The organism is Nocardiopsis sinuspersici, from assembly GCF_001998325.1.
In the GTDB taxonomy this organism is placed as follows: Bacteria; Actinomycetota; Actinomycetes; order Streptosporangiales; family Streptosporangiaceae; genus Nocardiopsis; species Nocardiopsis sinuspersici.
This window is the reverse complement of sequence record NZ_MCOK01000001.1, coordinates 702161-728555: the sequence shown is the minus strand read 5'-3', so window position 1 is coordinate 728555 and position 26395 is coordinate 702161. Positions and strand designations below refer to the sequence as shown.

At 73.1% G+C, this 26395-nt stretch carries 19 protein-coding genes and 1 riboswitch; of the genes, 8 read left to right on the top strand and 11 right to left on the bottom strand.

Translation table 11 applies throughout. The features are described from left to right. Window positions 1-140 precede the first annotated feature (140 nt). From NOSIN_RS03080 to NOSIN_RS03060, 5 genes are all read right to left on the bottom strand, one after another. Window positions 141-1766, bottom strand: a complete 1626-nt coding sequence (locus NOSIN_RS03080) for a glycosyltransferase (protein WP_375539641.1) — start codon at window positions 1764-1766, stop codon at window positions 141-143. Window positions 1767-1831: 65 nt separating this feature from the next. Next, on the bottom strand, window positions 1832-3898 hold the full coding sequence (locus NOSIN_RS03075; RefSeq protein ID WP_077689270.1) for a glycosyltransferase: 2067 nt from the start codon (window positions 3896-3898) through the stop codon (window positions 1832-1834). A 172-nt stretch (window positions 3899-4070) separates the two neighbouring features. Continuing rightward, window positions 4071-5717 carry a glycosyltransferase gene (locus NOSIN_RS03070; protein WP_143833014.1) on the bottom strand — a complete coding sequence of 549 codons (1647 nt, stop codon included), beginning with the start codon at window positions 5715-5717 and terminating at the stop codon, window positions 4071-4073. Between the two features lie 11 nt (window positions 5718-5728). Next, complete coding sequence (locus NOSIN_RS03065; RefSeq protein ID WP_077689268.1) at window positions 5729-7753, bottom strand: glycosyltransferase; 2025 nt, start codon at window positions 7751-7753, stop codon at window positions 5729-5731. Window positions 7754-7878: 125 nt separating this feature from the next. Continuing rightward, window positions 7879-8925, bottom strand: a complete 1047-nt coding sequence (locus tag NOSIN_RS03060) for a class I SAM-dependent methyltransferase (protein WP_077689267.1) — start codon at window positions 8923-8925, stop codon at window positions 7879-7881. A gap of 1015 nt (window positions 8926-9940) precedes the next feature. On the opposite strand from NOSIN_RS03060, the gene NOSIN_RS03055 reads away from it, so the two are divergent. Further along, window positions 9941-10555, top strand: coding sequence for a superoxide dismutase (locus NOSIN_RS03055; RefSeq protein ID WP_077689266.1), 615 nt, complete (start codon window positions 9941-9943; stop codon window positions 10553-10555). Between the two features lie 87 nt (window positions 10556-10642). Here NOSIN_RS03055 and NOSIN_RS03050 read toward each other — a convergent pair whose 3' ends face one another. Beyond that, entirely contained in the window at window positions 10643-12118 is a 1476-nt protein-coding gene (locus NOSIN_RS03050; protein ID WP_077689265.1) for an aminotransferase-like domain-containing protein, read from the bottom strand. A 120-nt stretch (window positions 12119-12238) separates the two neighbouring features. Here NOSIN_RS03050 and NOSIN_RS03045 point away from each other — a divergent pair, with 120 nt between their 5' ends. Beyond that, on the top strand, window positions 12239-12724 hold the full coding sequence (locus NOSIN_RS03045; protein ID WP_077689264.1) for a DUF3291 domain-containing protein: 486 nt from the start codon (window positions 12239-12241) through the stop codon (window positions 12722-12724). Here the strand turns inward: NOSIN_RS03045 and bioD are convergent. Both bioD and NOSIN_RS03035 read right to left on the bottom strand, forming a co-directional pair. Further along, window positions 12690-13406, bottom strand: a complete 717-nt coding sequence (gene bioD, locus NOSIN_RS03040) for a dethiobiotin synthase (RefSeq protein ID WP_077689263.1) — start codon at window positions 13404-13406, stop codon at window positions 12690-12692. The two genes, NOSIN_RS03045 and bioD, sit on opposite strands and share 35 nt — an antisense overlap. After that, the gene (locus NOSIN_RS03035) at window positions 13403-14740 is read right to left on the bottom strand and encodes an adenosylmethionine--8-amino-7-oxononanoate transaminase (RefSeq protein WP_077689262.1); all 1338 of its coding nucleotides are present in this window, start codon (window positions 14738-14740) and stop codon (window positions 13403-13405) included. Before NOSIN_RS03035 ends, bioD begins: the two co-directional genes overlap by 4 nt. A gap of 244 nt (window positions 14741-14984) precedes the next feature. Between NOSIN_RS03035 and NOSIN_RS03030 the strand changes: the two genes are divergently transcribed. Together NOSIN_RS03030 and NOSIN_RS03025 are read left to right on the top strand one after the other, a co-directional pair. Then, on the top strand, window positions 14985-16238 hold the full coding sequence (locus tag NOSIN_RS03030; protein WP_077689261.1) for an 8-amino-7-oxononanoate synthase: 1254 nt from the start codon (window positions 14985-14987) through the stop codon (window positions 16236-16238). Between the two features lie 49 nt (window positions 16239-16287). Then, entirely contained in the window at window positions 16288-17724 is a 1437-nt protein-coding gene (locus NOSIN_RS03025; protein ID WP_077689260.1) for an SGNH/GDSL hydrolase family protein, read from the top strand. Window positions 17725-17851: 127 nt separating this feature from the next. Here the strand turns inward: NOSIN_RS03025 and rocD are convergent, their stop codons facing one another. Beyond that, the gene (gene rocD, locus NOSIN_RS03020) at window positions 17852-19126 is read right to left on the bottom strand and encodes an ornithine--oxo-acid transaminase (RefSeq protein WP_077689259.1); all 1275 of its coding nucleotides are present in this window, start codon (window positions 19124-19126) and stop codon (window positions 17852-17854) included. A 358-nt stretch (window positions 19127-19484) separates the two neighbouring features. On the opposite strand from rocD, the gene NOSIN_RS03015 reads away from it, so the two are divergent. The 4 genes from NOSIN_RS03015 to thiD all read left to right on the top strand — a co-directional run bounded on the left by NOSIN_RS03015 (window position 19485) and on the right by thiD (window position 24301). Then, window positions 19485-21173 carry an acyl-CoA synthetase gene (locus NOSIN_RS03015; RefSeq protein ID WP_171986551.1) on the top strand — a complete coding sequence of 563 codons (1689 nt, stop codon included), beginning with the start codon at window positions 19485-19487 and terminating at the stop codon, window positions 21171-21173. Between the two features lie 495 nt (window positions 21174-21668). Further along, the gene (locus NOSIN_RS03010; protein WP_077689258.1) at window positions 21669-22598 is read left to right on the top strand and encodes a DUF368 domain-containing protein; all 930 of its coding nucleotides are present in this window, start codon (window positions 21669-21671) and stop codon (window positions 22596-22598) included. Window positions 22599-22617: 19 nt separating this feature from the next. Further along, the gene (locus tag NOSIN_RS03005) at window positions 22618-23307 is read left to right on the top strand and encodes a DedA family protein (protein ID WP_077689257.1); all 690 of its coding nucleotides are present in this window, start codon (window positions 22618-22620) and stop codon (window positions 23305-23307) included. A gap of 103 nt (window positions 23308-23410) precedes the next feature. Next, window positions 23411-23509, top strand: a riboswitch (TPP riboswitch). Beyond that, a complete protein-coding gene (gene thiD / locus NOSIN_RS03000; protein ID WP_077689256.1) occupies window positions 23498-24301 on the top strand; it encodes a bifunctional hydroxymethylpyrimidine kinase/phosphomethylpyrimidine kinase in 804 nt (267 codons plus the stop codon). Its footprint overlaps the riboswitch before it by 12 nt. Before the next feature lie 89 nt (window positions 24302-24390). Here thiD and NOSIN_RS02995 read toward each other — a convergent pair whose 3' ends face one another. Then, window positions 24391-25812 carry an alanine/glycine:cation symporter family protein gene (locus tag NOSIN_RS02995; protein ID WP_077689255.1) on the bottom strand — a complete coding sequence of 474 codons (1422 nt, stop codon included), beginning with the start codon at window positions 25810-25812 and terminating at the stop codon, window positions 24391-24393. 207 nt (window positions 25813-26019) lie between these two features. Continuing rightward, complete coding sequence (locus NOSIN_RS02990; RefSeq protein WP_077689254.1) at window positions 26020-26271, bottom strand: DUF6457 domain-containing protein; 252 nt, start codon at window positions 26269-26271, stop codon at window positions 26020-26022. Window positions 26272-26395 lie beyond the last annotated feature (124 nt).

Genomic DNA, 26395 nt, shown 5'->3' with positions numbered 1-26395 from the left:
CGTTGAGGGTGGTGGGAGGGTGACGGAGAGGCAGGCGCTGGAGCCGAAGGCTCTCCGTTGAGGGTGACGGGCGGGCACGAGCCCTCCCACCGCGGACACCGAGGGCTCCCGCCCCTGGGCCGCCCGGAGCAGGCACCGCCTCAGCGAACGATGCGGCGCAGCACGCGGCGGACCAGGTCCGGGGTGAACCAGCGCAGCTTGCGCTCGGCCCGCTCCGCACGGCGCCGCAGGCTCCTGGCCTCGTTCTCCGCGCGGCTCAGGCGCCGGCGCAGAAGGGCCGCCTCACCCCCGGCGGCTCCGGTCTCCTCCGCCGCGGCGGAGGGGACCGCGAAGATCCCCTCCCCGCCCGCCCAGTGGATACCGCAGACCTGCTCCACCAGCCGGTCGCGCTCCTCCTCCCCCGCGTCGGGGGAGAGGTGGCGGGCCCTGGCGTAGGCGGCGGTGCGCTCCATCCGCAGCACCCCTCCTCCCCGCGCGTCCCCGGGCGGAAGCGAGCGCAGCAGCCCCGCCCCCGTGCGCTCGGCCGCCCGCAGGAGCTCGTCGAGGGCTCCGGGCGCCAGCCGCGCCCCGGCGGGCACCCGCAGCAGGAAGGGCGTCCGCGGATCGTGCTCCGGCCCGGAGCCGGTGAACCGCACCCGGGGATCGCCGCGGAAGAGCTCCCGGACCAGCCGCAGGTCCAGGTGCTCCTCCTCCAGCAGGGGCCTGCGCCCCTCCTCCAGCGCGTCCCACGAGCCGACGAGCCACAGCCGGATGTCGGGGGTGATGCCCGACAGCAGCGCCGAGGCGGTGGCTTCCACGTCCTCCAGCGCGACACCGTCCACGTCCATCACCGCCTCCAGCGCCGGCACCTCCCACAACCGCCCCGGGCGCCGGGTGCGCAGGTGGAAGTAGGGCACGCGGTTGGCCACGAACGGCATTCTGTAGCGGGTCCCCGCCTCGTGGCGGGTCTGCATCTGGGTGCGGCCCAGGTGCCAGCTGCTGGTGTCCAGGTCCGGGACGAAGACCGCCCCCTGCTGGGAGGCGCGGTAGCCGAACTCGCTGTCGCCTCCCAGGATGAGCTCGGTGTCCATCCCCCCGGCCCCGTCGAACAGCGTGCGGTGCAGTGACCCGGTGGCGCCCACGAACACCTTGTACGCCTTGTGGTGGGCGGTGCGGAGCCGGTCCTGCCTGTCGATCGTCCGCTCCACCCAGTGCGGTTCGGCGCTCTCGCGGTCGAACAGGTCCGCCGCCCGGCCGGCGCGCACCTGTTCGGCCACGTACCCGGGGTTCATCGTCTCGGGGTCGAAGTCCACGAACATCTTGTGGCCCATGACCACCGCGTAGTCGACCAGGTGGTGCCAGCGCATCTGCGACTCCACGTGCTCGCGGTAGACCAGCATGTCCGCGTCCAGGCGCAGGACCACCTCTCCGGAGGAGTCCGCCACACCCGTGTTGACGGCGTGCCCGGAGCCCCAGCCCCCGGAGGCGGAGGTGATCAGCCGCGTGTTCTCCGGGCGCACCGGCGGCAGGGTGAGCGGCTCGGGCGAGCCGTCGTCCACCACGACCACCTCCGTCAGGTGCGCCGGGTAGCTCTGCGCGGACAGGGAGGCCAGCACCATCGCGAGCTTGTCGGGATGGCCGTGCGCGGGGATGACCACCGACACCGACAGCGTCGGCGTCCACTCCCCCAGCGGCGGCGGCTGGAGCACCGAGTAGTCGTTGCGCCACAGCAGTGGCATGGGACGGCCGTCGGAGCCGTGGGGGCCGGTGCTCCGGATCTCCGTCACCGGGTCCGTCCGCCCTCGGCGCTGACCGGGTACCAGGCCCGATCCGGAAGCGTGGTCTGAGGTGCTCAACGGTGTCCTCCCGTGTACTCGGTCACTCCGCCGGGTCGTCCCAGGGGTTCGGGTACCCCCTCCATCAGGGCGCTGGGGCGCCAGCCGGACCACTGCTTGGTGCTCTTGCGCACGAAGTAGCCCGGGTCCTCGTTCCAGGTGTGGCCCTCGGCCACGCGGCGCAGCATGTAGCACAGCCCGTGGGCGCGGTAGATGCGCCCGCCGACGCGCCGCACGGCCAGGAGGAGCTGGCTGTCGATCGCCCGGGGCAGGGGGCGGAAGCCGCCGACCTCCTCCAGCACCGAGCGGTCGGTGAGGATGGTCCCTCCCGCGACGTGGGGTGAGGGGAGTTCCGAGTGGTAGCTCCTCCACGCGGTCAGGTCCAGTTCCTGGAGGTAGACGTAGTCCGTGCTGCTGCCCACCAGGTCGGCCCCGGAGTAGGTGCGCGCCAGCATCAGGTCGGCCAGGTGTTCGGGGCCGTACCAGTCGTCGTCGTCCCACTTGGCGATGATCGGCCCCGAGGCGCGGTCGACGGCGTCGTTGAGCACGGCCCCGAACACCTGGTCCGCGGGGGCCTCGTGCACGATGACCCGCGCCCCCGTGGCGGTGAACTCGGCGACGGCCGAACTCACCTCGGGCAGGTCGGCGGAGAATCCGTGCAGGGTCAGCACCACCTCGAAGCGCACGTGGCGCTGACGGGCGATCTGGGCGAGCGCGAACCCCACCATCTCGGGGCGCCGGGTGCACATGACCACCGAGACCAGGGGGTCGGGCGGCAGCGGGACCCCGGCCCGCCGGGCCAGGGAGCGCCAGCGGGTGAGCTGGCCGTGGGTCCGCAGGGCGGCGCGGCGCAGCCGGATGCTGTGCTCCTCGCGCAGGAGCGGGTCGCGCAGCGCCTCCTCCCCCGCCGCGGTCAGCAGGTCGGCCAGGGGGTGGCCGAGGGCGCTCGCCCAGGCCGGGACGGGGCCGCTGACCGTCGGTACGCCCGCGGCCGCGAGGGAGGCGACCGCGCGCACCGCGGCCGCGGGTCCGCTGTGCCCGGACCAGTCCACCCGTACGCCGCGCAGGTAGCGGGCCCGGCCGATGTCCAGATCGGTGACCGTCCCGTTCTCGGGGATCACGGCCAGGACCTTGTTCCCGTCGCGGATGACAGCGTGCTGGTCGTGGACCGTGAGGTCGCCCATGGGGCCGCCGGACTTGCGCGCGAAGCCGCAGGGGTTGATGACGCGTTCGTCGATGGGTGCGACCAGTTCCGCGGGGTCCGCCTCCCGCACACGCGGCGGGGCGCCCTCGCCGGGCCTCCACGTGTGGTGCCCGCTCCCGTGGTGCCCGTTCCCGGAGCGGGTCAGCCGCTCCCAGGACCCGGCGGCGGTGGTCTCCAGGTCCAGGCAGGGGACTGCCTCGTCCTCCCAGTCGGGCGGCGGGCCGCCGTCGTGGGTGCGTACGACCAGGTCGACGACCGGTGTGACCCGGCGCAGCGGGACGGGGCCGGTGGCGCTCACGCCCGAGGCCGAGGCGTCGCCGGAGCGCCACAGCGCGCCCTCGGGCCCGTGCAGCCCTCCCAGGGGAACGGGCCTGGGGCCGCGCCTGCGGCCGCCCGTCCCGTGCAGGACGGTCTCCAGGGCCGAGGCGGTGTCGGTACCGCCGGGGAAGAACAGCTCGCACACCCAGCCGCTCTTGCCCGTGCGGCGCAGCCGCAGCTCCTGGAGGCCGTGCCATTCGTTGATACCGGGAGGGGCGGGCAGCAGGGGTCCCTGGTGGCCCGGCATGTCGGCCACGACCGCGACCAGGTGTACGGCGGGCGGCAGGTGGACCGCGGTGGTGAGGGAGCGGCGAAGGTCGGTGAGGCTGGCCGCGACGACCGCCAGCAGCCCGACCTCCTCCGCCTCTCCCCGCCCGCCCACGCCCCTCACCCGGACCGGTTCGCCCATGGGGCGGGTGTCCAGGTCGACGATCCGGTCACGGACCCCGAGCCGGAGCCAGTCGAAGTAGACGCAGCCCCGCCCCTGGAATCCGGTGTGGCACAGCACCGCGGGTTCGTTTCCGCGTGTGCGCAGGCCCTGGCGGAGTACGGAGGTGATCATGGGGCGACCTCGGTGGTGTGGGAGGCGGAGTCGCGACCCGTGGGACGCGCACCAGTTCCGAGTGCCCAGAGTAGTCAAATAATCACTGACAGCACTTGGGCACGGCGGTGTGTCGTGGACAGCCGACACACCGCCGTGCCCCTCCCCCGCCCGGAAGGCCCTCAGGACCGGATCAGCGGGCCAGCTTCCGCAGCACCCTGCGGGCCAGCCCGGGGGTGAACCAGCGCAGCTTGCGCTCGGCCCGCCTGGCCCGTGCCCGCATCCGCTCCACCTCGGCGAGCGCCTGGTCGAGCTTGCGCCGCAGCGCCTCGGGGCTCTCGGGCCCGGCCTGTCCCTCCTCCTCCGGGACCACGAAGTCCGTCCCGGGCATCCAGTGGGTGCCGTAGACCTCCTCCACGCCCCGGTCCAGCTCCTCGGCCGCGGCCTCCGGCCAGAAGCGGCGGGCCCTGGCGTAGGCGAAGACCCGCTCCAGGCGCAGGACGCCGTCGCCCCGGGTGGCCCCGGGCATGGGCGCGCACAGCAGCCCCGCCTTGTTCTTGTTCGCCGCCGCGACCAGGTCGGCCACCGCCCGGTCGCGCGGCGCCGCCCCGGCGGGCACCCGCAGCAGGAAGGGCACGCGCGGGTCGTGTTCCGGCGCCGCCTCCGCCAGGCGCACCCTGGGATCGCCCCGGAAGGTCTCCCCGACCAGCCGCAGGTCGAGCCGCTCCTCGTCCAGCGGGGAGCGCCGCCCGTCGTCGAGCGTGCCCCAGGGGCCCACCAGCCACAGCCGGATGTCGGGGGTGGTGCCCGACAGCAGCGCCGAGGCGGTGGTGTCCACCTCCTCCAGGGTGGCGCCGTCCACGTCCATGACCACGTCGACCAGCGGCACCTCCCACTGCCGGTCGGGGCGCCTGCGGCGCAGGTGGAAGTCGGGCACACGGTTGGCCACGAACGGGGCGCGGTAGCGGGTGCCCGCGTCACGGCGGGTCTGCATCTGGGTGCGGCCCAGGTGCCAGCTGCTGGTGTCCAGGTCCGGAACGAACAGGGCGCCCTGCTGGGAGACCCGGTAGGCGAACTCGCTGTCGCCGCCCAGGACCAGCCCCCCGTCCAGACCCCCCGCGGCGTCGAACAGGGTGCGGTGCAGGGAGCCGGTGGCCCCGATGAACACCTTGTAGGCCAGGCGGTCGGCGGTCCGCAGCCTGTCGTGGTTCGCGATCGTCTGCTCCACCCAGTGCGGGTCGGCGCTCTCGCGGTCGAACAGCTCGGCGGCGCGCCCCTCACGGACCTCGGCGGCCACGTACTCGGGGGTCATGGCGCCCGGGTCGAAGTCCACGAACATCTTGTGGCCCATGGCGACCCCGTAGTCGACCAGGTGGTGCCAGCGCATCTGCGACTCGACGTGCTCGCGGTAGACCAGCATGTCCGCGTCCAGGCGCAGGACCACCTGCCCCGACGAGGCGGCGACACCGCTGTTCACGGCGTGCGCCGATCCCCACCCGCCCGGGGCGGAGGTGATCAGCCGCGTGTTCTCCGGGCGCACCGGCGGCAGGGTGAGCGGCTCGGGCGAGCCGTCGTCCACCACGACCACCTCCGTCAGGTGCGCCGGGTAGCTCTGCGCGGACAGGGAGGCCAGGACGAGCGCGAGCTTGTCCTGGTGCCCGTGGGCGGGGATGACCACCGACACCGACAGCGTCGGCGTCCACTCCCCCAGCGGCGGCGGCTGGAGCACCGAGTAGTCGTTGCGCCGCGCGCGGGGCTGGTTCCGGTAGTCGACCTCCCCCCGGGGAAGGACGGCCCCGACCTCGGGGCCGCTGGTGCGGGAGCTCGGCTCCGGGCTCATGTCAAGCGTGGTCAACGGATCTCCCCCGTGTACTCGGTGGCGGGCTGGCCGAGAGGCGAGGGCTCGCCCTCCATGAGGGCGCTCGGACGCCAGCCGAACCACTGCTGGGTGTGGTTGTGCAGGAAAAAGGCCATGTCCTCGGACCAGGTGTGTCCGCCGCCGGTACGGCGGAGCACGTACCCGAGCCCGTGGGCGCGGTAGATGCGCCCGCCGCCTCGGATGACGGCGATGAGGAGCTGGGTGTCGATGGCGCGGGGCAGTGGCCGAAAGCCCCCGACCTCCTCCAGCACCACCCGGTCGGTGAGGATGGTGCCCCCGGCGATGAACCGGGTGGCGGCCTCGGACCTGCGGTTGCGCCAGACCGTCAGGTCGACCTCCTGGAGGTAGACGAAGTCCTGGCCGACACCGACCAGCTCGGCACCGGAGTAGGTGCGCGCCAGCAGCAGGTCGGCCAGGTGGTCGGGGCCGTACCAGTCGTCGTCGTCCCACTTGGAGATCAGGTCACCGGAGGCGCGGGCGACGGAGTCGTTGAGCACCGAGCCGAAGACCTGGTCCGCGTCGGCCTCGTGCACGACCAGAGGCCGCCCGGTGTCCCTGAACGCGGCGACCGCGGAGCGCACCTCGGGCCGGTCCGCGGGGAATCCGTGCAGGGTCAGCACCACCTCCAGGTCCACGCCGCGCTGCCGGGCGATCTGGGCGAGCGCGAACCCCACCATCTCGGGGCGGCGCGTGCACAGGATGACCGACACACGGGGCTCCCGGGGCAGGGGGATCCCGGCCTCGGCCCCCAGTGCCCGCCAGCGGGAACGCTGACCGTGGGTCCGCAGGGCGGCACGGCGCAGGCGGACGCTGTACTCCTCACGGCGCAGCTGGTCGCGCAGGTCCTCGTCGCCGGCGCCGGTGATCAGGTCCGTGAGCGGTGCGCCCAGGCCCGACGCCCACGCGGGTACCCCGCCGCTGAGCAGGGGCACTCCGCCGGCGGCCAGCGAGGCGACCGCGCGCACGGCGGCGCTCGGCCCGGTGTGCCCGGACCAGTCCACCCTGACCCCGCGCAGGTGGCGCAGCCGTGACAGGTCGACGTCGGTGACGGTGCCGTCGGCGGCGACGGTGACCAGGTCCTTGTCACCCTCCCGGACGACGGCGTGGGCGCCGTGGAGCGTCAGGTCGGCCAGGTTCCCGTTCCCGACCCTGGTGAACCCGGTGGGGTTGACCGTGGTCTCGTCGATGGGCGCGACGGCGTTGACGGACGCCGCCTCGGTGCGCGCGGCGGTGGCGGCCCGGACGCCGGTGTGCTCGTCGGAGGCGATCCGCTCCCAGGAGTCGGCGCCGGTGGTGGCCCGGTCCAGGACCGGGACGACCGGGTCGGTCCACCCGGGCCGCTCACCGTCGCCGGACACGCGCAGCGCCAGGTCGCCGACCGGGGTCACCCGGCGCAGCGGGACGGGCCCGGCCGCGTCCACGCCGTGCGCGCCGGTGTCGCCGGGCCGCCACAGGGTGGCCTCGGGTCCGTTGAGGACGGCCATCGGCGCGGTGGCCGGGCCCCGGCGGCGGCCGCGGGTGCCGTGTACGACGGCGTCGACCACCTGGGCGGTGTCCACCCCGTTGGGGAAGAACAGCTCGCACACCCAGCCGCTCCTGTTCGCGCGGCGCACCCGCATCTCCTGGAGGTCGCGCCACTGGCCCATGCCGGGGGAGGCCGGGATCGGGGGCTCCTGCTGGCCGGTGGTGGCGGCCAGGGCGACCAGGACGTGCACGGCCCGGGGCAGGTGCACGGCGGCGGTGAGGGCGCGGTGCAGGTCGGTGGGCGTGGCGGCCAGGACCGCGACGAGTCCGACCTCGGCCTCCCCGTCCCTGATCCAGGCCCTCGGGAGCTCCAGGGGCCGTCCCAGGGGATGGGCGTCCAGGTCCAGGAGGAGGTCGTCGGGGCGTAGCGGCAGTTCGGCCAGGATGGAGCGGGTGTCGGCGCCCGCGTGGCACAGCACGGCGGTCTCCGTGCCACGGGCGCGCAGAGTGTGCCGCAAGGCGGTGGTGATCATCGGGTGACCTCGGGTGTGTCGGTCGGACTCCGGCGGGAGCCCGTCGGGTGGTGCGGTGGCGGACCGTGAGGGGACGGGAGGCCGTGGAGGTGTGGGAGCACGGGGCCGCGGGAGCGGTGTCGAGCTCAGGCCCCCTTGCGGCTGAAGACGTGGGCGCCCTTCTCCGCGGCCTCCTCGACGCGGTGGAGTTCGGGGTACTCGTCGAGCCAGCGGTCGCCGAGGCCGCGCTCGTCGTCGCGCGCGGCGTCGTCCAGGACGATGACGACGTCCTCGGTGCAGCGCGGCAGCAGGACGGGGACGGCCGGGTAGCGGGCCTGTAGGCCGGTGGCCTTGGGCGGACCGTCGACGAACACCAGGCCGACGCCCTCCAGGTCGGCGAAGGCCGAGGTGTCGTACCAGCGGTCGGCGGTCGAAAGCCTCTGGCCGTCGACGGTGACCGTGGTGCTCGCGGTCTCGACCAGTGGGGCGTGGCGGACCTCGACGACGTCGTCGAGCCCGTGCGCGGCGACCAGCTCACGGCTGAGTTCGGCGTAGCGGGCGTCGTGCTCGAAGGCGACGAGTCTGCCGCCGCCCGCGCGGCGCAGCGCGTAGCCGATCCAGACGCTGGACGCGCCGCTGCCGCACTCCACGACCAGTTCCGGGCGCAGCCGGTCGATGTGGCGGACCAGCACCCTGAGCACGTCGGGGGAGGCCGCCCAGCCGCGCAGGGGCGGCATGAAGGTGGCCGTGTCGAGGTGTTCGCGCAGCTCGGTCCAGGCGACCTGCTGCTCGTAGTCGTTGCGGCCCTGCACGGTGACCGCGTTCCTGATCTCGCGGTTCATCCGGGGGAGCGTGTGCTCCTGGAGGTGGACGAAGCGCTCGTGGACGCCTTCCAGGACGCGGACGTTCTCCAGCCGGTCCTGGCCGAGCGTCTCGGCGATCCTGCGGCTGTGGGCGTCCATCGCCGTGGTCACACTCCTGGACAGGGCTCCCATGCGGCGGGACAGCAGCAGCACGCTCGCGCCGAGGGCGCCCACCGCGGCGCAGAGCAGACCGAGGAGGGTGAGGGTGACCGCCTCGGTCCATCCGATCACCCCCGAGAACCCCAGCACCGCGGGGACACAGAGCACGACGGCGCCGACCACCGCGCCGGTGGCCAGGATCAGGCGAAGACGACTGCGAAGCGACCGCATGGACGGATACCTCCACGGGAGTTCCTGACACGGCACCGCCGAGTGCGGGCCGCGGGGGGACGAGAGGGGAAGGAGCCGGTTTCCCCGTGTTGAACCACCGGCCCGCCCGCCTCCGCCGGAAGCGGTGGCCGGTGAACCGCTCAGACGCTTCCGACCTTAACGCTTCGGGGAAATAACGGATGCTCCGTAACGGAAATCGAAACCTGGAGTACATGCAATTCCCCTGTTGTTCACTCTCTCCTCATATATTTCTCATTCCTGTGCATCCGTTGTTTTTCTTCTGTTCCGGACGGGCCGTCTCCGCCCGCGCCCCGCGCGGGGCCCCGCGCGGGGCGCGGGGCCCGTGCTGCGCCGGCGCCCCGCATCCTCCGCCCGGGGCGGGGCCGCCACTCCTCGTGTGTCGGGGACGTGGACGGACGCGTCCGAGGACCGCTGGGAGCGCCCCCCGGCAACGGACACGGACACGGCGGTGGCGGCTCCGGGGAACGGGGAAACCGTGTTCTCCTCGTTCTCCTCCGCCGGGCGGGGACGGGAACGGCCTCGGCCCCCGCCACGAATTCGTCGGCGGATTATCGGCGCCCGCGGATCCGCACGGATGAATACCGGACGGACATCCGTCCCACGGTCCGGTGACGGACGGATGTCGCCTCCCGGAAGGGACCGCGGCCGCTCCGCGGAAAACGCGTCACATCCCGCCACACCACACACACGAGGAGATTCCTCCACGCACGTGATGATTGGGAGAAGACAGGAGGGGAAGTGCTGGAGGGGACGGTGGGACGGCGGGCACGGGAGTTCGCCCCTGAGAGTCCAGTGCCCTTGGCGACGCGGCCCGCACGGTCGGTGACGGCGAGGATCCGGACACGGCGGCCCGGCAGATCCGGTTTATTCCCGGACCGGAGTGTAAACAGCCTGACATCGGGTGAGCGGTCGGCTGACTGATAGCTTGCTGCATAGCGATCCCATCGCTGGTAAACACGACGAATCGCGTCATTGGAAAGGTGCGTCAGAAGAGATGTCTGCGCCGTACTCGCTTCCCGAACTGCCCTACGACTACGCGGCCCTGGAGCCGTGGATCTCCGGTCAGATCATGGAGCTGCACCACGACAAGCACCACGCGACCTACGTCTCCGGTGCCAACACGGCCCTGGAGAAGATGGCCGAGGCCCGCGAGAGCGGTGAGTTCGGGACCATCCCGATGCTGGAGAAGAACCTGGCCTTCAACCTGGGCGGCCACGTCAACCACTCCATCTTCTGGAAGAACCTGTCCCCCGAGGGCGGCGACAAGCCCGAGGGCGAGCTGGGCGCCGCCATCGACGACCAGTTCGGCTCCTTCGACGCCTTCCGCGCGCACTTCACCTCCGTGGCCACCACGATCCAGGGCTCGGGCTGGGCGATCCTGGCCTGGGACGCACTGGGTCAGCGCCTGATCATCGAGCAGCTCTACGACCAGCAGGGCAACACCGCCCTCAGCTCCGTCCCGCTGCTGATGCTGGACATGTGGGAGCACGCCTTCTACCTCCAGTACAAGAACGTGAAGGCGGAGTACGCCAAGGCCTTCTGGAACGTGGTCAACTGGGCCGACGTCCAGGAGCGCTTCAGCAACGCCCGCGGGGTCAAGATCGGCTGACGCCGAGGGCTTCCGTCCGGTGAGGCTCCGGACATGGCGGAGGGCGGCACCACACGTGGTGCCGCCCTCGCGCGTGTCCGGAGCGGATCAGACCACCAGGCGGACCGGCTCCTCGGCCACCGGGCCGTACCGGTCGAGTTCGCGCCAGGCCCGGGCCAGCCGCCAGACCAGCTCCTCCTGGGTGGCCCGCTCGTAGGCGAAGGGCAGCCGGAAGCACTCGGAGTGGCGGCCGTCGGTGTGCGCCGACATGATCGCCCCCGGGACGAGGTCCACGTCGTGGCAGAGCGCGACCTGTACGTAGGCGCGGGCGTCCACGCCGGGCAGGCGCACCCACAGGGCCGCCCCGCCGTCGGGGCGCTTCCACTCCCAGGAGGGCAGGGCCTCGCGCAGCAGCTCCTCCATGTGGTCCAGCGCCTCGCGCAGCATGTCGGAGCGCTGCCGGGAGAGCTCGTCGTAGCGCCCCAGCAGGCGCACGGTCACCGCCTGGTCGAGCAGGGGGCCGGCCAGGTCGGCGAGGACCTTGCGGCGGCTCAGGCGCAGGGCCATCTCGGCGGGCGCGCGCAGCCAGCCCACCCGGAGCCCGGCCCAGCCGATCTTGGACAGGGACTCCACGGTGATGACCTCGGCGCCGCGCGGGGCGAACGCGGCCAGCGGCGGCGGCTCGTCCGCGACGCGCATGCCGGTGTAGGCGGAGTCCTCCAGGACGGGCACACCGTGGCGCGCGGACAGCTCACCCAGCTCGCGGCGGCGCGCCACGGACATCATCGTGCCGGTGGGGTTGTGGTACGAGGGCATGGTGTAGATCAGGTGGGGCGCGTGCTCGGCCACGGCACGGCGCACTCCGGTCCCGTCGATGCCCTGGTCGTCGAGGGGGACGGGGACGAAGCGGGCGCCCCTGTCGCCCATCAGGTCCAGACAGCCCGCGAAGCCGGGGTCCTCGACCACGACGGGCGAGCCCTTGCGCAGGTAGAGCTGTGAGACCAGGTTGACGGCCTGGTGGGCTCCGTTGGTGACCACGATCTGGTCGGGGGTGGTGGGCAGGCCCCGGCCGCCGTAGTGGTCGGCGATGGCCTGGCGCAGCGCGGGCAGGCCGCTCGGATGGTAGGAGCCCTCGGCCATGAGCGCGGGCAGGTCCTCGGCCACGACCTCGCGGATGGCCTCCTCCACCCCGGGGAGGGCGGGGGTGCTCAGGCAGGCGGTCGAGATGAGGCCCTCCTCCCGCTGGAAGAGGTTGCGGTACATGGGGTTGCCGTTGCCGCTGGCGGTCCAGCCGTCCGAGCGCACGGGCGCGACCCGGCTGCTGATGCGGGTGCCGCTGCCCTGTCTGCTGTCGAGGATGCCCGTCGAGCGCAGGGAGTCGTAGGCGGAGACGACGGTGGTGCGGCTGATCCTGAGTGCGGCGGCCAGGGCACGCTCGGACGGCAGGCGCTCACCCGGGGTGAGGGTGCCCTGGTCGATGAGTTCGCGCAGGGTGTCGGCGAGGCGCCGGTAGAGGGGGCCGCCGCCCCGGGGCCAGGCCCCCAGAAGGTCCGCGATTTCCGCGGCGCTTCGAGAAGAGTCCATTTTTCCCTCCATTGGATCTACTGGGGCTACCCCCGGACTTCCATACTGGCATTCGACGGGGGATACCACCAGAGCCAATGTGGCCCCCTTCAGAAGAGTCCAATTCACCTGGAGGCCACCATGCAGTCCCTGGACCAGCGTCAGCGAGTGCCCGCCGCCCGTTCCTCCTCCCACCACCCGCGCCGGGCCAGGGATCACGGTCCGGCCCTCCGGGGCGGCTCGCCGGTCCTGGTGGAGGCGCGCACCGTCCGGGGCGACCGGCGCTTCCTCGGGGCGTTCGCCGCCGCGCTGCGCGAGCGTGCGCGGAGCGGCCCCGGCCACCTGGGAGAGGTCCACTTCTCCGACGAGGGGGACCACATACACATGGTCGCGCTGTGGCGCTCACCGGTGGACCTGAGGTCCTTCGTGGAGGAGGCCCACCCGGACGTGCTGGCCCTGCGTGCCCGCAGCGGCGCCTTCCCCGAGGTGGAGCGCGTCCTGTGGTGGTCCACCGCCGGGGCTCCGGTGTCCCGGGAGGAGGCCGGGGAGCGTGCCCGGCGGCTGCGTGAGCACGGTCCCGGACCGCGCGCTTTCACACTGGCCTCGCCGGTCCCCGCTCCGGCGTGAGCCACGTACCGCCCAGGCACGGGGCCAGGAAACGGCGGGCCGTGTCCGCGAACGCGGGCGCGGCCAGTGCCCCGCTGCCCTCCGGCACCGCGCCCACCAGCGGACCGGCGCCCATGGCGGGCAGGTCGGTGAGGTTGCAGCGCATGGCCAGGTCAGAGCGGTCCGGCCAGGATCCCACCACCACACCGGCCGGGGAGAGTCCCCGGGTACGCAGGGCCTCCGCGGTCAGCGCGGTGTCGTTCAGGGTTCCCAGCCCGGGCCGGGCCACCACCAGCACCGGCGCGGACAGCAGCACCGCGACGTCGGCCAGGGTCTGGCCCTCGGCGTTCAGCCGCACCAGCAGGCCGCCCGCGCCCTCCACCAGTACCAGGTCGTGTGCACGGGCCAGGCGCCACGCGGCGTCGGCGGCCTCCTCGGCCCGTACGGCCGCCGCCCCGCACCGGGCGGCGGCCGTGGCCGGGGCCAGCGGTTCGGGGTAGCGGGCCAGCTCCGCCGTCGTCACCCCCGGCACGAGCCGGGCCACGGCGTCCGTGTCACCAGGTTCGGTCGGCCCCGTCCCGGTCTGAGCGGGTTTGAGCACGGCCACCCGCAGCCCCCTCGCACGTGCCAGCGCGGCCACCGCCGCCGTGACCACCGTCTTTCCGACCCCGGTCCCGGTGCCGGTCACCACCAGGACGCTCATCGCGGCCCCTCCCCCAGCGAGGCCCGTGCCGCCGCGACCATCCCGGCGGCGATCACGGCCACGTCCTCCGGACCGCACACGTAGGGCGGCATCGCGTACACGTGGTCGCGGAAGGGCCGCAGCCACACCCCGGCCTCCACCGCGGCGCGGGTGGCCTCGCCCATCCGCACCGGCGCCTCCAGTTCCACCACCCCGACGGCGCCGAGCACCCGCACCTCGCGCACACCCGGCAGGCGCTCGGCGGGGGCCAGCCCCTCGCGCAGGCCGGCCTCGATCCGCGCCACGTCGCCTCGCCAGTCGCCCCGCGTCAGCAGCTCCACCGAGGCCAGCGCGGTCGCGCAGGCCAGCGGGTTGCCCATGAACGTGGGCCCGTGGGCGAGCACCGGCACCTCTCCCCCGGCGATGCCCCGGGCCACCCGACCCGTGCACAGCGTCGCGGCGAGGGTCAGGTAGCCGCCGGTCAGCGCCTTGCCCAGGCACATGACGTCGGGTGCGACCCCCGCGTGGTCGGCGGCGAACAGCTCACCGGTGCGGCCGAAGCCCGTGGCGATCTCGTCGAAGACCAGCAGCAGTCCGTACGCGTCCGCGATCCGCCGCAGCTCGCGCAGGTAGCCCGGGTGGTGGAAGCGCATGCCGCCCGCGCCCTGCACCACCGGCTCGACGATGATCGCGGCCAGTTCACCCGCGTGCTCGGCGGCCAGGCGCTCGAAGGCGTCCACGTAGAGGGGGTCGGGCTCGGTGTCGAACCCGGCGGGCGGTTCGGGCGCGTGCACCTGTGCGGGCAGCACGTCACCCCACAGGGAGTGCATGCCACCGGAGGGGTCGCAGACGCTCATGGCGTGGAAGGTGTCGCCGTGGTAGCCGCCCCGCCAGGTGAGGAAGCGGCGCCGTCCCGGACTCCCGGTCGAGCGGTGGTACTGCAGGCACATCTTCATGGCCACCTCCACCGACACCGAGCCGGAGTCGGCGAGGAAGACGTGCTCCAGCGGCTCCGGGGTGAGCGCCACCAGCGTTTCGGCCAGCTCGGCGGCGGGTCCGTGGGTGAGCCCGCCGAACATGACATGGCTGTAGGAGTCCACCTGGCCGCGCACCGCGGCGTCCAGTACCGGGTGACGGTAGCCGTGGATCGCCGACCACCAGGACGACATCCCGTCCACCACGTGGTACGTGCCCTCCTCCGACCACAGGGACAGCCGCGTTCCCCCGGCCCCGGTGACCACGTACGGCCGCTCCGCCCCGGGAACCGCGGCGTAGGGGTGCCACAGGTGGGCGGTGTCCGCTGCGCGGACCCGCTCGGGGAGGAAGCGTGCGGTACCGGTGGGCGTGGAGTTCATGCCGCCTCATTGTTCACTCTCCGACCACGCGCGTGCCCGTACGGTCCCGCCAAGGAATCCGCGCGGATCTTTGTGGGCTTCCGCGGGTGACGTGCGCACCCGCCGACCGGCAGGGTCGTAGACGCCTCCCGGCACGGGGACCGGGCCGCCCCAGCGGGATTGGCCGCCGCTGGGTCGGCCCCGTCCCCGTCCTGCCCGAACGACCGGAGTGTGCCCGACACGATCCGAGGAGGCCGCAGCCCTCATGCCGAGCCCCGCCGTCACCGGCACCGCCCCGCCCCGCCGCCCGTGGACCCTGCGCGCCTCGGCCCGCACGCGCTCCGCGCGCGCACTGCCCGCGGGAGACCCCTTCGCGTGGCTGGACGGGGCCGCCCGGGCGCGCGCCGAGGCCGGGCTGACGCGGCGCACGGTGCCCCGGGAGGCCGACGACGGCCTCCTGCTGGACCTGGCGGGCAACGACTACCTCGGACTGCTGCGCCACCCCGACGTGGTGGCGGCCGCCGCCGGCGCCGCACGTGTGTGGGGCGCGGGTGCTGGCGGGTCGCGCCTGGTCACCGGGGACACCGGCCTCCACCACGAACTGGAGCGCGAACTCGCCGACTTCTACGGCGCGGAGGCGGCGCTGGTGTTCTCGTCCGGGTACGCGGCGAACCTGGCGATGGTCACCGCGCTGGCCGCACCCGACGGCGGCGCCCCTCCCCTGGTGGTGTGCGACCGCCACAACCACGCCTCCCTCATCGACGCGACCCGGTTGGCCAGGGCCTCCGGCGCGCGCGTGGCGCTCTTCGACCACGCCGAGCCCGGCCGGGCCGCCGAGGCGCTCGCGACCGCCGAGGGGCGGTCCCTGGTGCTGAGCGACACCGTGTTCTCCGTGGACGGCGACCTCACCGACACCGCCGCCCTGTCCCGGGTGGCCCGCGCGCACGGTGCCGCGCTACTGCTGGACGACGCCCACGGCCTGGGCGTGGTGGGCCCCGGAGGGCGGGGCACGGCCACCGCCGCCGGGCTGCGGGGCGCGGACGACGTCGCGGTCTCGGTGACCCTGTCCAAGGCGCTGGGCTCCCAGGGCGGCGCGGTGCTGGGGCCGCGCGGAGTGATCCGCCACCTGGTGGAGACCGCGCGCACGTTCGTCTTCGACACCGGCCTGGCCCCGGCCGCGGTGGGCGCCGCCCTGGCCGCGCTGCGCGTGCTGCGCGCCGAGCCCGGGCGGGCCGGGGCGGTGCGCGAGAGGGCCCGGCGCCTGGCGGAGGGCCTGCGCGAACGCGGGCTGTCGGCGAGCGCGCCCGACGCCGCCGTGGTCTCCGTGCCGGCGCCCTCCCCCGAGGCCGCCCTCAGGTGGCGGGAGGCCTGCCTCGCGTCGGGCGTGCGCGTGGGGTGCTTCCGTCCCCCGTCGGTACCGGACGGCCGGTCCCGACTGCGGCTGACCGCCCGGGCGACCCTGGACGGGGGCGACATCGACCGCGTTCTGGAGGTCATCGCGACGAACCGGCCCGGGTAGTCTTGCGGATGCACAGGAGCCGTCCGGAACGTGGGAGGCAGCAGCGGCCGTGTCAGCACGTGGCGAGGAACCCGAGGTGCCGGAACCCGTTCCCGGCGACTCCTCCCCCGCCGACGACCCCGCACCGGGCACCGGGCAGGCCGAGGCCGGCGGAGCCCGCGGGGAAACCGATACCGCCGGGTCCGACGGCTCCGGCGACGGTGGCGCCTCCGGCGGCGACGGCCCCGGTGACGGCCCCGAAGGACCCGACGACGGCGACGGCAGTGGAGAAGGGCCCCGGAGGAAGAGGTGGCGCCGGTCCCGGATCGCCCTCACCGTCTCCCTCCTCCTGGTCGTGGCCCTGCTGGCCGTCCTGGCGCTGCCCTCCACCCGCGGCGGCCTGGTGTCCCTGTGGTGCGACGTCACCGGAGGCGTGTGCCCGGCCCAGGAGTTCCCCCCGGTCACCGAGGACGAGGAGGGCGACCCCCGGGTCCGGATGGAGCCGGAGGAGGCCGCGCTGTGGGGCAACTACGTGGCCCTGGGCGACTCCTACTCCTCCGGTGACGGCGCGGGCGACTACGACCCCGCCACCGCCGAGCCGGGCGGCTGCTGGCGTTCGGAGCACGCCTACCCCAGGGTCCTCGCGGAGGAGTTCGACTTCGCCGGCGCGCTGGCCTTCTACGCGTGCAGCAGCCACAAGGCCTCGGAGATGGTCGACCAGCTCGGCACCTCCGAGTCGCAGATCGACCGGGTCACCCCGGGCACGTCCCTGGTGACCCTGGGCATCGGCGGCAACGACCTGGGGTTCATCCCCGTCCTGCGCACCTGCATGGTGCGGATGCCACTGCTGGAGAGCGGTGTCTGCGTCGAGCAGGAGAAGGAGATCGAGAAGCGGATGGAGGCCCTCGAGAAGACCCTGACCGAGGTCCTCGGAGAGATCCGCGACCGCGCGCCCGACGCCCGCGTCCTCGTCCTGGGCTACCCGCGGCTCTTCCCCGAGGACCCGCCGGGCATGTACTACACCCTCACCAAGAGCGACCAACTGTGGCTGAACGGGCTCACCCAGCGGTTCAACGAGCTCCTCCGCGACGTGGCCTACCGGGTGGACGGCGACGTGTACGGCTCGCGCGGGACCGGCAGCGTCGAGTACGTGAGCACCTTCACCGCGCTGACCGGACACGAGGTGAGCGCCGAGGACGCGTGGCTGAACGGCATCGTGCTCGGTCCGCTGGGCGAGGGGCTGAGCGTGGAACGCGCCAGTTTCCACCCCACCGCCCAGGGGCAGATGTCCATCGCCGAGCGGGTGCGCCTGCAGATCGAGGAGGGCCCGGAGCGGGTGCTCTACGTGTCCCGGAAGACCCTGGACAACGTCGACCCGACCCAGTTGAAGGCGGAGCTGGGCGGTCCGCTCGACCCCGCGCTCAACTCCGAGCCCCCCGAGGACACCGCGGTCACCGAAGGCACCGGGGCACCGAGCCCCGCCGACAGCGGGGCCGACACCCCCTGACCTCCCCGGTGTGGGGGGCGCCCCGCCCGTATCCGGCGGGACGCCCTGTCACGACCTGCTCCGGCGCGTGGTCACGCCTCACGCCGGCGGCACCGCCGGACGGCCCACGGCACCCGCCACACACGCCCTAGCGGCCCGCCCTGAGCTCCCCGATCACCTCGGCGAAGCGGTCCAGACCCCAGTTGAGGTCCTCCTCGCTGATCACGAGCGGCGGCGACATCCGCACGGTGGAGCCGTGCGTGTCCTTGACCAGGACGCCGTGCTCGGCCAGCCGCCTGCACAGCTCCTTGCCCGAGGCCAGCGACGGGTCGACGTCGACGCCCGCCCACAGCCCGATGCTGCGCGCGGACACCACCCCGTCGCCCACGAACTCCTTCAGGCGCCGTCCGAGCACCTCGCCCAGGCGGCGCGCGTTCTCCAGGTAGGGGCCCTCGGTCAGCATCCGGACGACCGTCCGCCCCACCGCGCCGGCCAGCGGGTTCCCGCCGAACGTGCTGCCGTGCTGGCCCGGCCGGATCACGCCGAGCACGTCCTCGTCGGCGACCATGGCCGACACCGGCAGGACGCCGCCGCCCAGCGCCTTGCCGAACAGGTAGGCGTCGGGGACCACCCCGCTGTGCTCACAGGCCCGGACGGTGCCGGTGCGTCCCAGGCCCGACTGCACCTCGTCGGCGATGAACAGCACCCGTTCCCGGTCACAGACCTCCCTGACCCGGGGCAGGAAGTCCTGCGGCGGCACGACCACGCCCGCCTCGCCCTGGACCGGTTCGATGAGGACCGCCGCGGTGGTGTGGTCGATGGCCTCCTCGATGGCGGCGGCGTCCCCGTAGGGCACCGTGCGAAACCCCGGCGTGTACGGCCCGAAGCCCGTCCTGGCCTCCGGGTCGGACGAGAAGGAGATGATCGTGGTGGTGCGCCCGTGGAAGTTGGCTCCCGCCACGACGATGGTCGCCTCGTTCTCCGGGACGCCCTTGACCTCGTAGGCCCACTTGCGGGCCACCTTGATGCCGGTCTCCACCGCCTCGGCACCGGTGTTCATCGGCAGGACCTTCTCCTTGCCGACCATGTCGGCGAGGGCGCTGACCCACGGACCGAACTGGTCGTTGTAGAAGGCCCGGCTGGTCAGCGTCACCCGGTCGAGCTGCCGGTGCGCGGCTTCGAGCAGGTCGGGGTTGCGGTGGCCGAAGTTCATGGCCGAGTACCCGGCCAGACAGTCCAGGTACCTCCTGCCCTCGACGTCGGTCACCCAGGCGCCTTGGCCCTCGGCGATCACCACGGGAAGGGGGGAGTAGTTGTGTGCCGACCGCGCCCGTGCGAGCGCGATGTGGTCCGTGCTGGAGAGTTCCTCTCCGCCGGGGTCTCCGGCGGAGTAACGCTGGCCCAGATTCTGGGTGCTGCCCATCTAGCCGCTCCGATCACCATTGACCGATGTCAGACAAGTGATACCCACCGCCGGGCTCGGTAGCGCCCCTCCGGCGGGATCCCCAAGAGTTGAGCAGATGATCCGGTGGACCCACAAGGGGTGGCGCGTATCACAGCGCCCGGGCGCGGCCCGAAACCCGGGGCGAACGGGCCCCGCGCACCCGCTGAACGGGGCTGTTACGAACACCGTGACCTGGGATAAGACCCCTGGTGACGCGCTCCACAGCCCCGACCTCGATCGGGCGCTCTCCCGAGGGGTACGGTCGCACCAACAGCCACTCCGCCGCCGCGAGCCCCGAGCCGTGGACGGCCTGTCGATCGCGTCAGGGAGGCCAGGCGTGTCCATCCCCGCGTCCACGGACGACCCCTTCTCCCTCTCCCGGCTGTTCGCCGCGGTCGCCGACGCCGTCCCCGACCGGATCGCCCTGGTCGCCGGCTCCCGGAGGCTCACCTACCGCTCCCTGCACGAGCGCTCGCTGCGCCTGGCCCGGCACCTGGTGGAGGCGGGCGTGGGCCGGGGCGAGCACGTCGCGGTCCTGGCCTTCAACCGCACCGAGTGGGTGGAGTCCTTCCTGGGGATCCTGCGCGCGGGAGCGGTCCCGGTCAACGTCAACTACCGCTACGTCGCGGGCGAACTGCGGCACGTCCTGGCCGACTCGCACGCGGTCGCACTCGTCGTCGAGGACTCCCTGGCCCCGACGGTCGCCGTGGTCCGCTCCGACCTGCCCCGGCTCCGGCACGTGCTGCTCCTCGCGGACGGCTCCGCGCGCGAGGCCGAGGGGACCGACTACGAGCAGGCCCTGGCCTCGGCTCCCGAGGACGCGGTGCTGCCGCCCACCAGCGGCGAGGACCACTACCTGCTCTACACCGGCGGCACCACGGGCTACCCCAAGGGGGTCCTGTGGCGGCAGGTGGACATCTTCCGCGCCGCGCTGGAGCGCCGGGCACCGGGTGCGCCGCGCGCCCGGACCCCGCAGGAGTCCGCCGAGCGCGCCACCCGCTGCTTCCCCCAGCGCATGCTGGTGCTGGGGCCGCTGATGCACGCGGCCGGGCAGTGGAACGCGCTGAGCATGCTGCTGTGCGGCAAGCGGGTGGTGCTGTACACCGACCGCAGCTTCCAGCCGGACCGGGTGCTGGAGACGGCGCACCGGGAGGGCGTGCACACCGTGCAGCTCGTGGGCGACGCCATGGCCCGTCCCCTGGCCCGCCACCTGCTCACCGAGCCCGGGCTGTGCCCCGAGCTGAGCTCGGTGCGCTCCGGCGGCACCCCGCTCACCCCGGCGGTGCGCGCGCTGTGGCACGCCTGGCGCGAGGACGTGGCCCTGGCCGACTCCTACGGGGGTTCGGAGACGGGCGTGTGCGGATCGGCGACCGGAGCCGAGCGGGACGGCGGCCGGGAGGGGGCCGAGGTCCTGTCCGGTGCCTCCGACAACCGCAGCTTCACCATGGGCGGCAGCATCGCGGTGCTGGACGACTCCCTGCGCCCGCTGCCGCCGGGTTCCCCCGAGGTGGGGCGGATCGCGCGCACCGGCCGGATCCCGCTGGGCTACTACAACGACCCCCTGGCCACCGCACGCACCTTCCCCACCGACGGCGAGGGCCGCCGCTGGGCACTGTCGGGCGACTTCGGGACCCGGGCTGCGGACGGCTCGATCGTGCTTCTGGGCCGGGGCAGCGTGGTCATCAACACCGCCGGGGAGAAGGTCTACCCGGAGGAGGTGGAGGCCGCGCTGAAGGCCCACCCCGCGGTGGAGGACGCCATCGTGGTGCCCGCCCCCGACGAGCGGCTCGGGCAGCGGGTGACCGCGCTGGTCTCGCTGGCTCCGGGCGCGCGGCTGGAGCAGGCCGAACTGCGCGCGTACTGCCGTGTGCGGCTGGCGGGGTTCAAGGTGCCGCGGACCGTGCACTTCGTGGACCGGGTCCGTCGTACGGCGGTCGGCAAGCAGGACTACCGGTGGGCGGCGTCGGTCGCACGGGTCGACACGGCGGCTCCCGACCCGGTCGGGCCGGACCCGCTCGCGCGCTGAGGGGCCCGGTCCCGGGACGGCCTTGCTGACCCGGACCGCACGACCTCGGGCGGCGCGGCCTCGGGCGGCGCGATCCCGGGTTCCGCGCCCCGGGGCCGCGAAGCCCCAGGCTGCGGGGCCGCGCACCCCTCCGCTGCGGAACTCCACACCCCGGCGGTAGGGAGTCCTTCATTTCGGGCACAGCGTCAATATGCTCTTACCCAGCCGAAACAGGGGTTCGGCGCCTTCCGGACCACTCCCCGCCCGTCCCGCCACCGCTAGACTGACGACTCCTGGTTCCGGGCCTCACGGTCTCTTCTCCCCCGCCCCGGCCTGGTCGGTGCGTCCGGCCGGTGTCGGCGGACCCCATCGCGTGTCCGGTCGGGACCGTGGATCACATGGACAACCCCTGACCCACCCTCCACCCGTGCACACAGTGCGCGTGCGGTGGCACCACTAGGACGGAGGACGGCGCCCTCGCCCGGGTTCCGGCCCGTGCGGCGCCCAACAACCCAGATGCCAAAGTCAGTAGGCAGCTACATCTTCAACGCGGTGCGCGGCGGCGCGGTGGGAGCCTCCGAGGCCCTGCCCGGCATCAGCGGCGGCACGGTCGCCCTGATCGTCGGCCTCTACGACAAGCTCATCGGCGGCGCGGGCCACATGGTCAGCGGCATCAAGCGCTACGTCACCGACGTCCCGCGCGGCCGCGGCAGGGAACGGGCCCGGGAGCAGTTCCGCCAGGTGGACTGGAGCGTGCTGATCCCCGCCCTGGTCGGCATGGTGGTCTTCCTCGGCCTGGCCGCCATCCTGCTCGCCCCGCTGGTCGAGTCCTACTCCCAGTACGCGTACGCGCTGTTCTTCGGCCTGGTCCTGGCATGCCTGTGGATTCCCTACACCGGCGCGGGCAGGAAGTGGCGGGCCTGGCACTACCTCGTCGCCCTGGTGTTCGCCGCCGGCGCGTTCCTCCTCACCGGCCTGCCCGGCGCGAACCTGCCCACCCACCCGGTGGTGGTCTTCCTCGCCGCGTCCGTGGCCATCTGCGCGCTCGTCCTGCCGGGCCTGTCCGGTTCGTTCATCCTGCTCACCCTGGGCCTGTACGAGCCCACGATCAGCGCGGTCGGCGACATGGACGTCGCCTACCTGGCGGTGTTCGCGCTGGGCGCGCTCACGGGCCTGTCGGTGTTCGTGAAGATCCTGCAGTACCTGCTGGAGAACTTCCACCACCTGACCCTGGTCGTGCTCACCGGTCTGATGGCCGGTTCGCTGCGCGCCCTGTGGCCCTGGCAGACCGAGGAGCGCGTCATCCTGACTCCCACCGAAGTCCCGGTCACGGTGGTGTTCATGGTGGTCGGCTTCGCCGTGGTGACGGCGGCCATCGTGTGGGAGCGCCGCAAGCGCGGCCAGGATGTGGAGACCGAGCACCACCAGGTGCCCACCCGCGTCTGAGAACGGGAAAGACGGCCTCATGGCGACGAATCCGTGGACGGCGGCCCCTGCGGCGGAGGGGTCGGCCCACCAGTACGAGGGCTTCATCGGGTGGATCCTGAACCTGATGGACACCCTGGGCGAGCCGGGCGTGGGCGTGGCCCTGTTCATCGAGACGTTCTTCCCCCCGGTGCCCAGCGAGGCGGTCCTGCCCGGTGCTGGTTTCCTCGCCTACTCCGGGGAGATGAACGTGTGGCTCGCCATCCTGTGGGCGACGGTCGGCGGCCTGCTCGGCGCGTGGGGCTTCTACGCCGCCGGCGCGCTCCTGGGCCGTGACCGCACGGCGCGGCTGGTCCGGAGGACTCCGCTGCTGGAGATCGAGGACTTCCACAAGGCCGAGCGCTTCTTCGCCCGGTTCGGCGGCCTCGCGGTCCTCCTGGGCCGGTGCGTGCCCGTGGTGCGCAGCTTCGTCTCCATCCCCGCCGGGATCGAGCGGATGCCGCTGTTCCGGTTCTCCGTGTACACGGTCGTCGGTTCCGCGGTGTGGAACACGATCTGGATCGGTCTCGGCTTCGCCTTCGGGCCGGCCATCGAGCCCGTCCTGCTCCAGTGGAGCGGCATCATCAGCAATCTCGTGATCGCGGTCACCGGCCTGCTGGTGCTGTGGTTCGTCCTCGCCCGCCTCCGTAAGCTGGCCAGGGCCCGCCGTTCCGAGGACACCTCCACCTGAGGGCCCGGGGGAGCGCCCCGGCTCCGGGCGGCGCACGCCCTCGGGATACCCTCCCTGGAGAACACCCACAGACGCATACCGAGGTGGGGGCCGCAGCGGCGGCCCCCACGGCGCGGGGTGCCGGGACACCGTCCCGGCTGAGAGCACACCCGTCGAACCTGCCCTAGTTAGCACTAGCGAAGGAACGCCCATGAGCGCGTACAACATCGTGTCCGTCGCCGGCAGCGACCCCAGCGGGGGCGCGGGGATCCAGGCCGACCTCAAGGCCTTCTCCGCGCACGGGACCTTCGGGATGACCGTGGTCACCGCGCTGACCGCCCAGTCCACACGCGGTGTCACCGGGGTCCACCCGGTCCCGGCCGAGTTCGTCGCCCACCAGATGGACACCCTCTTCGCCGACGCCACCGTGCACGCGGTCAAGGTGGGCATGCTGGGCACCTCCGAGGTCACCGAGGCGGTGGCCGAGGCGATCGGGCGCCACGCGCTTCCGAACGTGGTGGTGGACCCGGTGATGGTCGCCAAGAGCGGTGACCGGCTGCTGGAGTCCTCCGCCGTCGAGGCGCTGCGGAGTGAGCTGCTGCCCCGCGCGGACCTGATCACCCCGAACCTGCCCGAGGCCGCCGACCTGCTGGAGGAGCCCGAGGCCGCCGACCTGGCGACGATGCGCGCCCAGGCCGCGCGGCTGCTGGAACTGGGGCCGCGCCGGGTCCTGCTCAAGGGCGGTCACCTGTCCGGCGGGGAGAGCGTCGACGTCCTGGCCTCCCGGGGCTCCGACCCGGTCGAGTTCCGCGCCCCGAGGGTGGCCACCCGCAACACGCACGGCACCGGGTGCACCCTGTCCTCCTCGATCGCGGCCCTGCTGCCGCAGCGCCCGGACGTGGCCGCGGCCGTCGGGGACGCCAAGGCCTACCTGACCGAGGCGATCCGGCGCGCCGACGAGATCGACGCGGGCGGCGGCCAGGGCCCGGTCCACCACTTCCACGCCTGGTGGTAGCGGGCGCCGCCTCCGGCGGCCGCGCGACGACACGAGGGGGGACCGGCTCCGTGCCGGTCCCCCCTCCTCGTGCGCGGTGGGCTATCCGCTCACGTCTTGCTCACGTCCTCCATGACCTTGCTCGGGTCCCTCCAGTCCGGGTGGTCGAAGAACTTGCGCGTCTCGGCCACGACGATCGGGGACAGCAGCAGGAGCCCGATGAGGTTGGGCAGCGCCATCAGTCCGTTGGCGATGTCGCTGAACAGCCACACGGAGTCCAGGCTGGCCACCGCACCGATGAAGATGACCGCGATGAACACCAGGCGGTAGGGGGTGATCATGCGGCTGCCGCCCAGGAACTCCACGCACCGCTCGCCGTAGTAGGCCCATCCGAGCAGGGTGGTGAAGGCGAACACGGCGACCGCGATGGCCACGACGTAGGCGCCGGCCGGGGCGAGCGCGGGGCTGATCGAACCCAGGCCCTCGGTGATCGCGTAGGAGGTCATCAGCGAGCCGTCATCGCTGTTGGCGGCGCTCCAGGCGCCGGTGACGATGATGACCAGGCAGGTCATGGTGACCACGATGATGGTGTCGATGAAGGTCTGGGTCATCGAGACCATGGCCTGGCGGACCGGCTGCCTGGTCCTGGCCGCGGCGGCGGCGATGGCGCCGGTGCCCAGGCCCGACTCGTTGGAGAAGATGCCGCGGGCGAAGCCCTGCTGGATGGCGAGCATGAAGCCCGCGCCGGCGAAGCCGCCCGCCGCGGACGTGCCGGTGAAGGCGTCGGTCACCACGAGCTGGAGCGCCGGCAGGATGGCGTCCCAGTTGACGGCCAGGATGACCAGGCAGATGCCGACGTAGAGGACGATCATGAGCGGCACGAGCGCGGAGGCGACCCGGCCGATGCTCTTGATACCGCCGAGGATGACGGCTCCCGCGAGCAGCATCAGGATCAGGCCGACCATCCACGGGGCGAGCGGGGTGACGCTGGTGATCTGCTGGGAGACGGTGTTGGACTGCGTGCCGTTGCCGATACCGAAGGCGGCGATGGAGCCGAAGACCGCGAAGGCCACGCCCAGGGTGGTGCCCAGACCGCCGCGGATCCCGTACTTGAGGTAGTACATCGGTCCGCCGCTCTGCTCGCCCCTGTCGTTGGTGCGGCGGAACTTCACGCCCAGGAGGGCCTCGCTGTACTTGGTGGCCATGCCGAGAAGGGCGACGATCCACATCCAGAACAGCGCGCCGGGGCCGCCCGTGCCGATGGCGAGCGCGGCACCACCGATGTTGCCGACGCCGACGGTGGCGGCGAGGGCGGTGCTCAGGGCCTGGTAGTGGGAGATGTCGCCCTCGACGGACTCGTCCTCCTTCCGGCGGACGAAGGCGAGCCACAGCGCGTGCGGCAGGCGGAAGAGCTGGAGCAGGCGCAGTCGGATCGTGAGGAACAGCCCGACACCGGCCAGCAGCGGGATGAGGACGAAGGGTCCCCAGATGATGCTGCTGACGATGCCAGCCATTTCGAGGAGTTGGTCCACAGGGGATCTCCCTATCGGTGAGTGGGTGGGGACGGGGCCGCCGGTGTCTCGGTGCGGGGAGTTCGGGCACCCTTGCGATCGCGTCGGCACTGGTGGAGGCCTGGCGATACCGGCAAAGAATCGCACCGACGCGTAACGAACGAATCACGCCTGTTCCACATGCCGGTTTCTTCGTGTGCGCACGCGTCTTCTCCCGCGTGCGCGCGCTCAGACACCGCCCTCGTCGTCCTGGGCCAGGGCGAGCCTGCTGAGGACGGCCGCGGCCTCGTCGGGGTCCGCTCCCCGCCCCACCGCCACGCCGAGGAGATAGGTGGTCAGGGGCGCCGCGGGCCGGGCCACGGAGTGGGCGGCGTCCCTCGCCAGGTCCAGGACCCGATCGACGTCCGCTTTCCGGAACGGCTCCGTACCGGTCAGATCCAGTTCTCTTCTGACCACTTCCGCCCATTCGGTGAGGGTCACCGTATGACTCCTTAGAGAGCACGTCGATTGCGTCAGCCGATCATAGCCATCGGCGGATCACCCGGCGGCAACACTGGCGCCGGAGCGCCGTCACCGCCCGCTCGGTCGGTCCACGCCCGGTCTT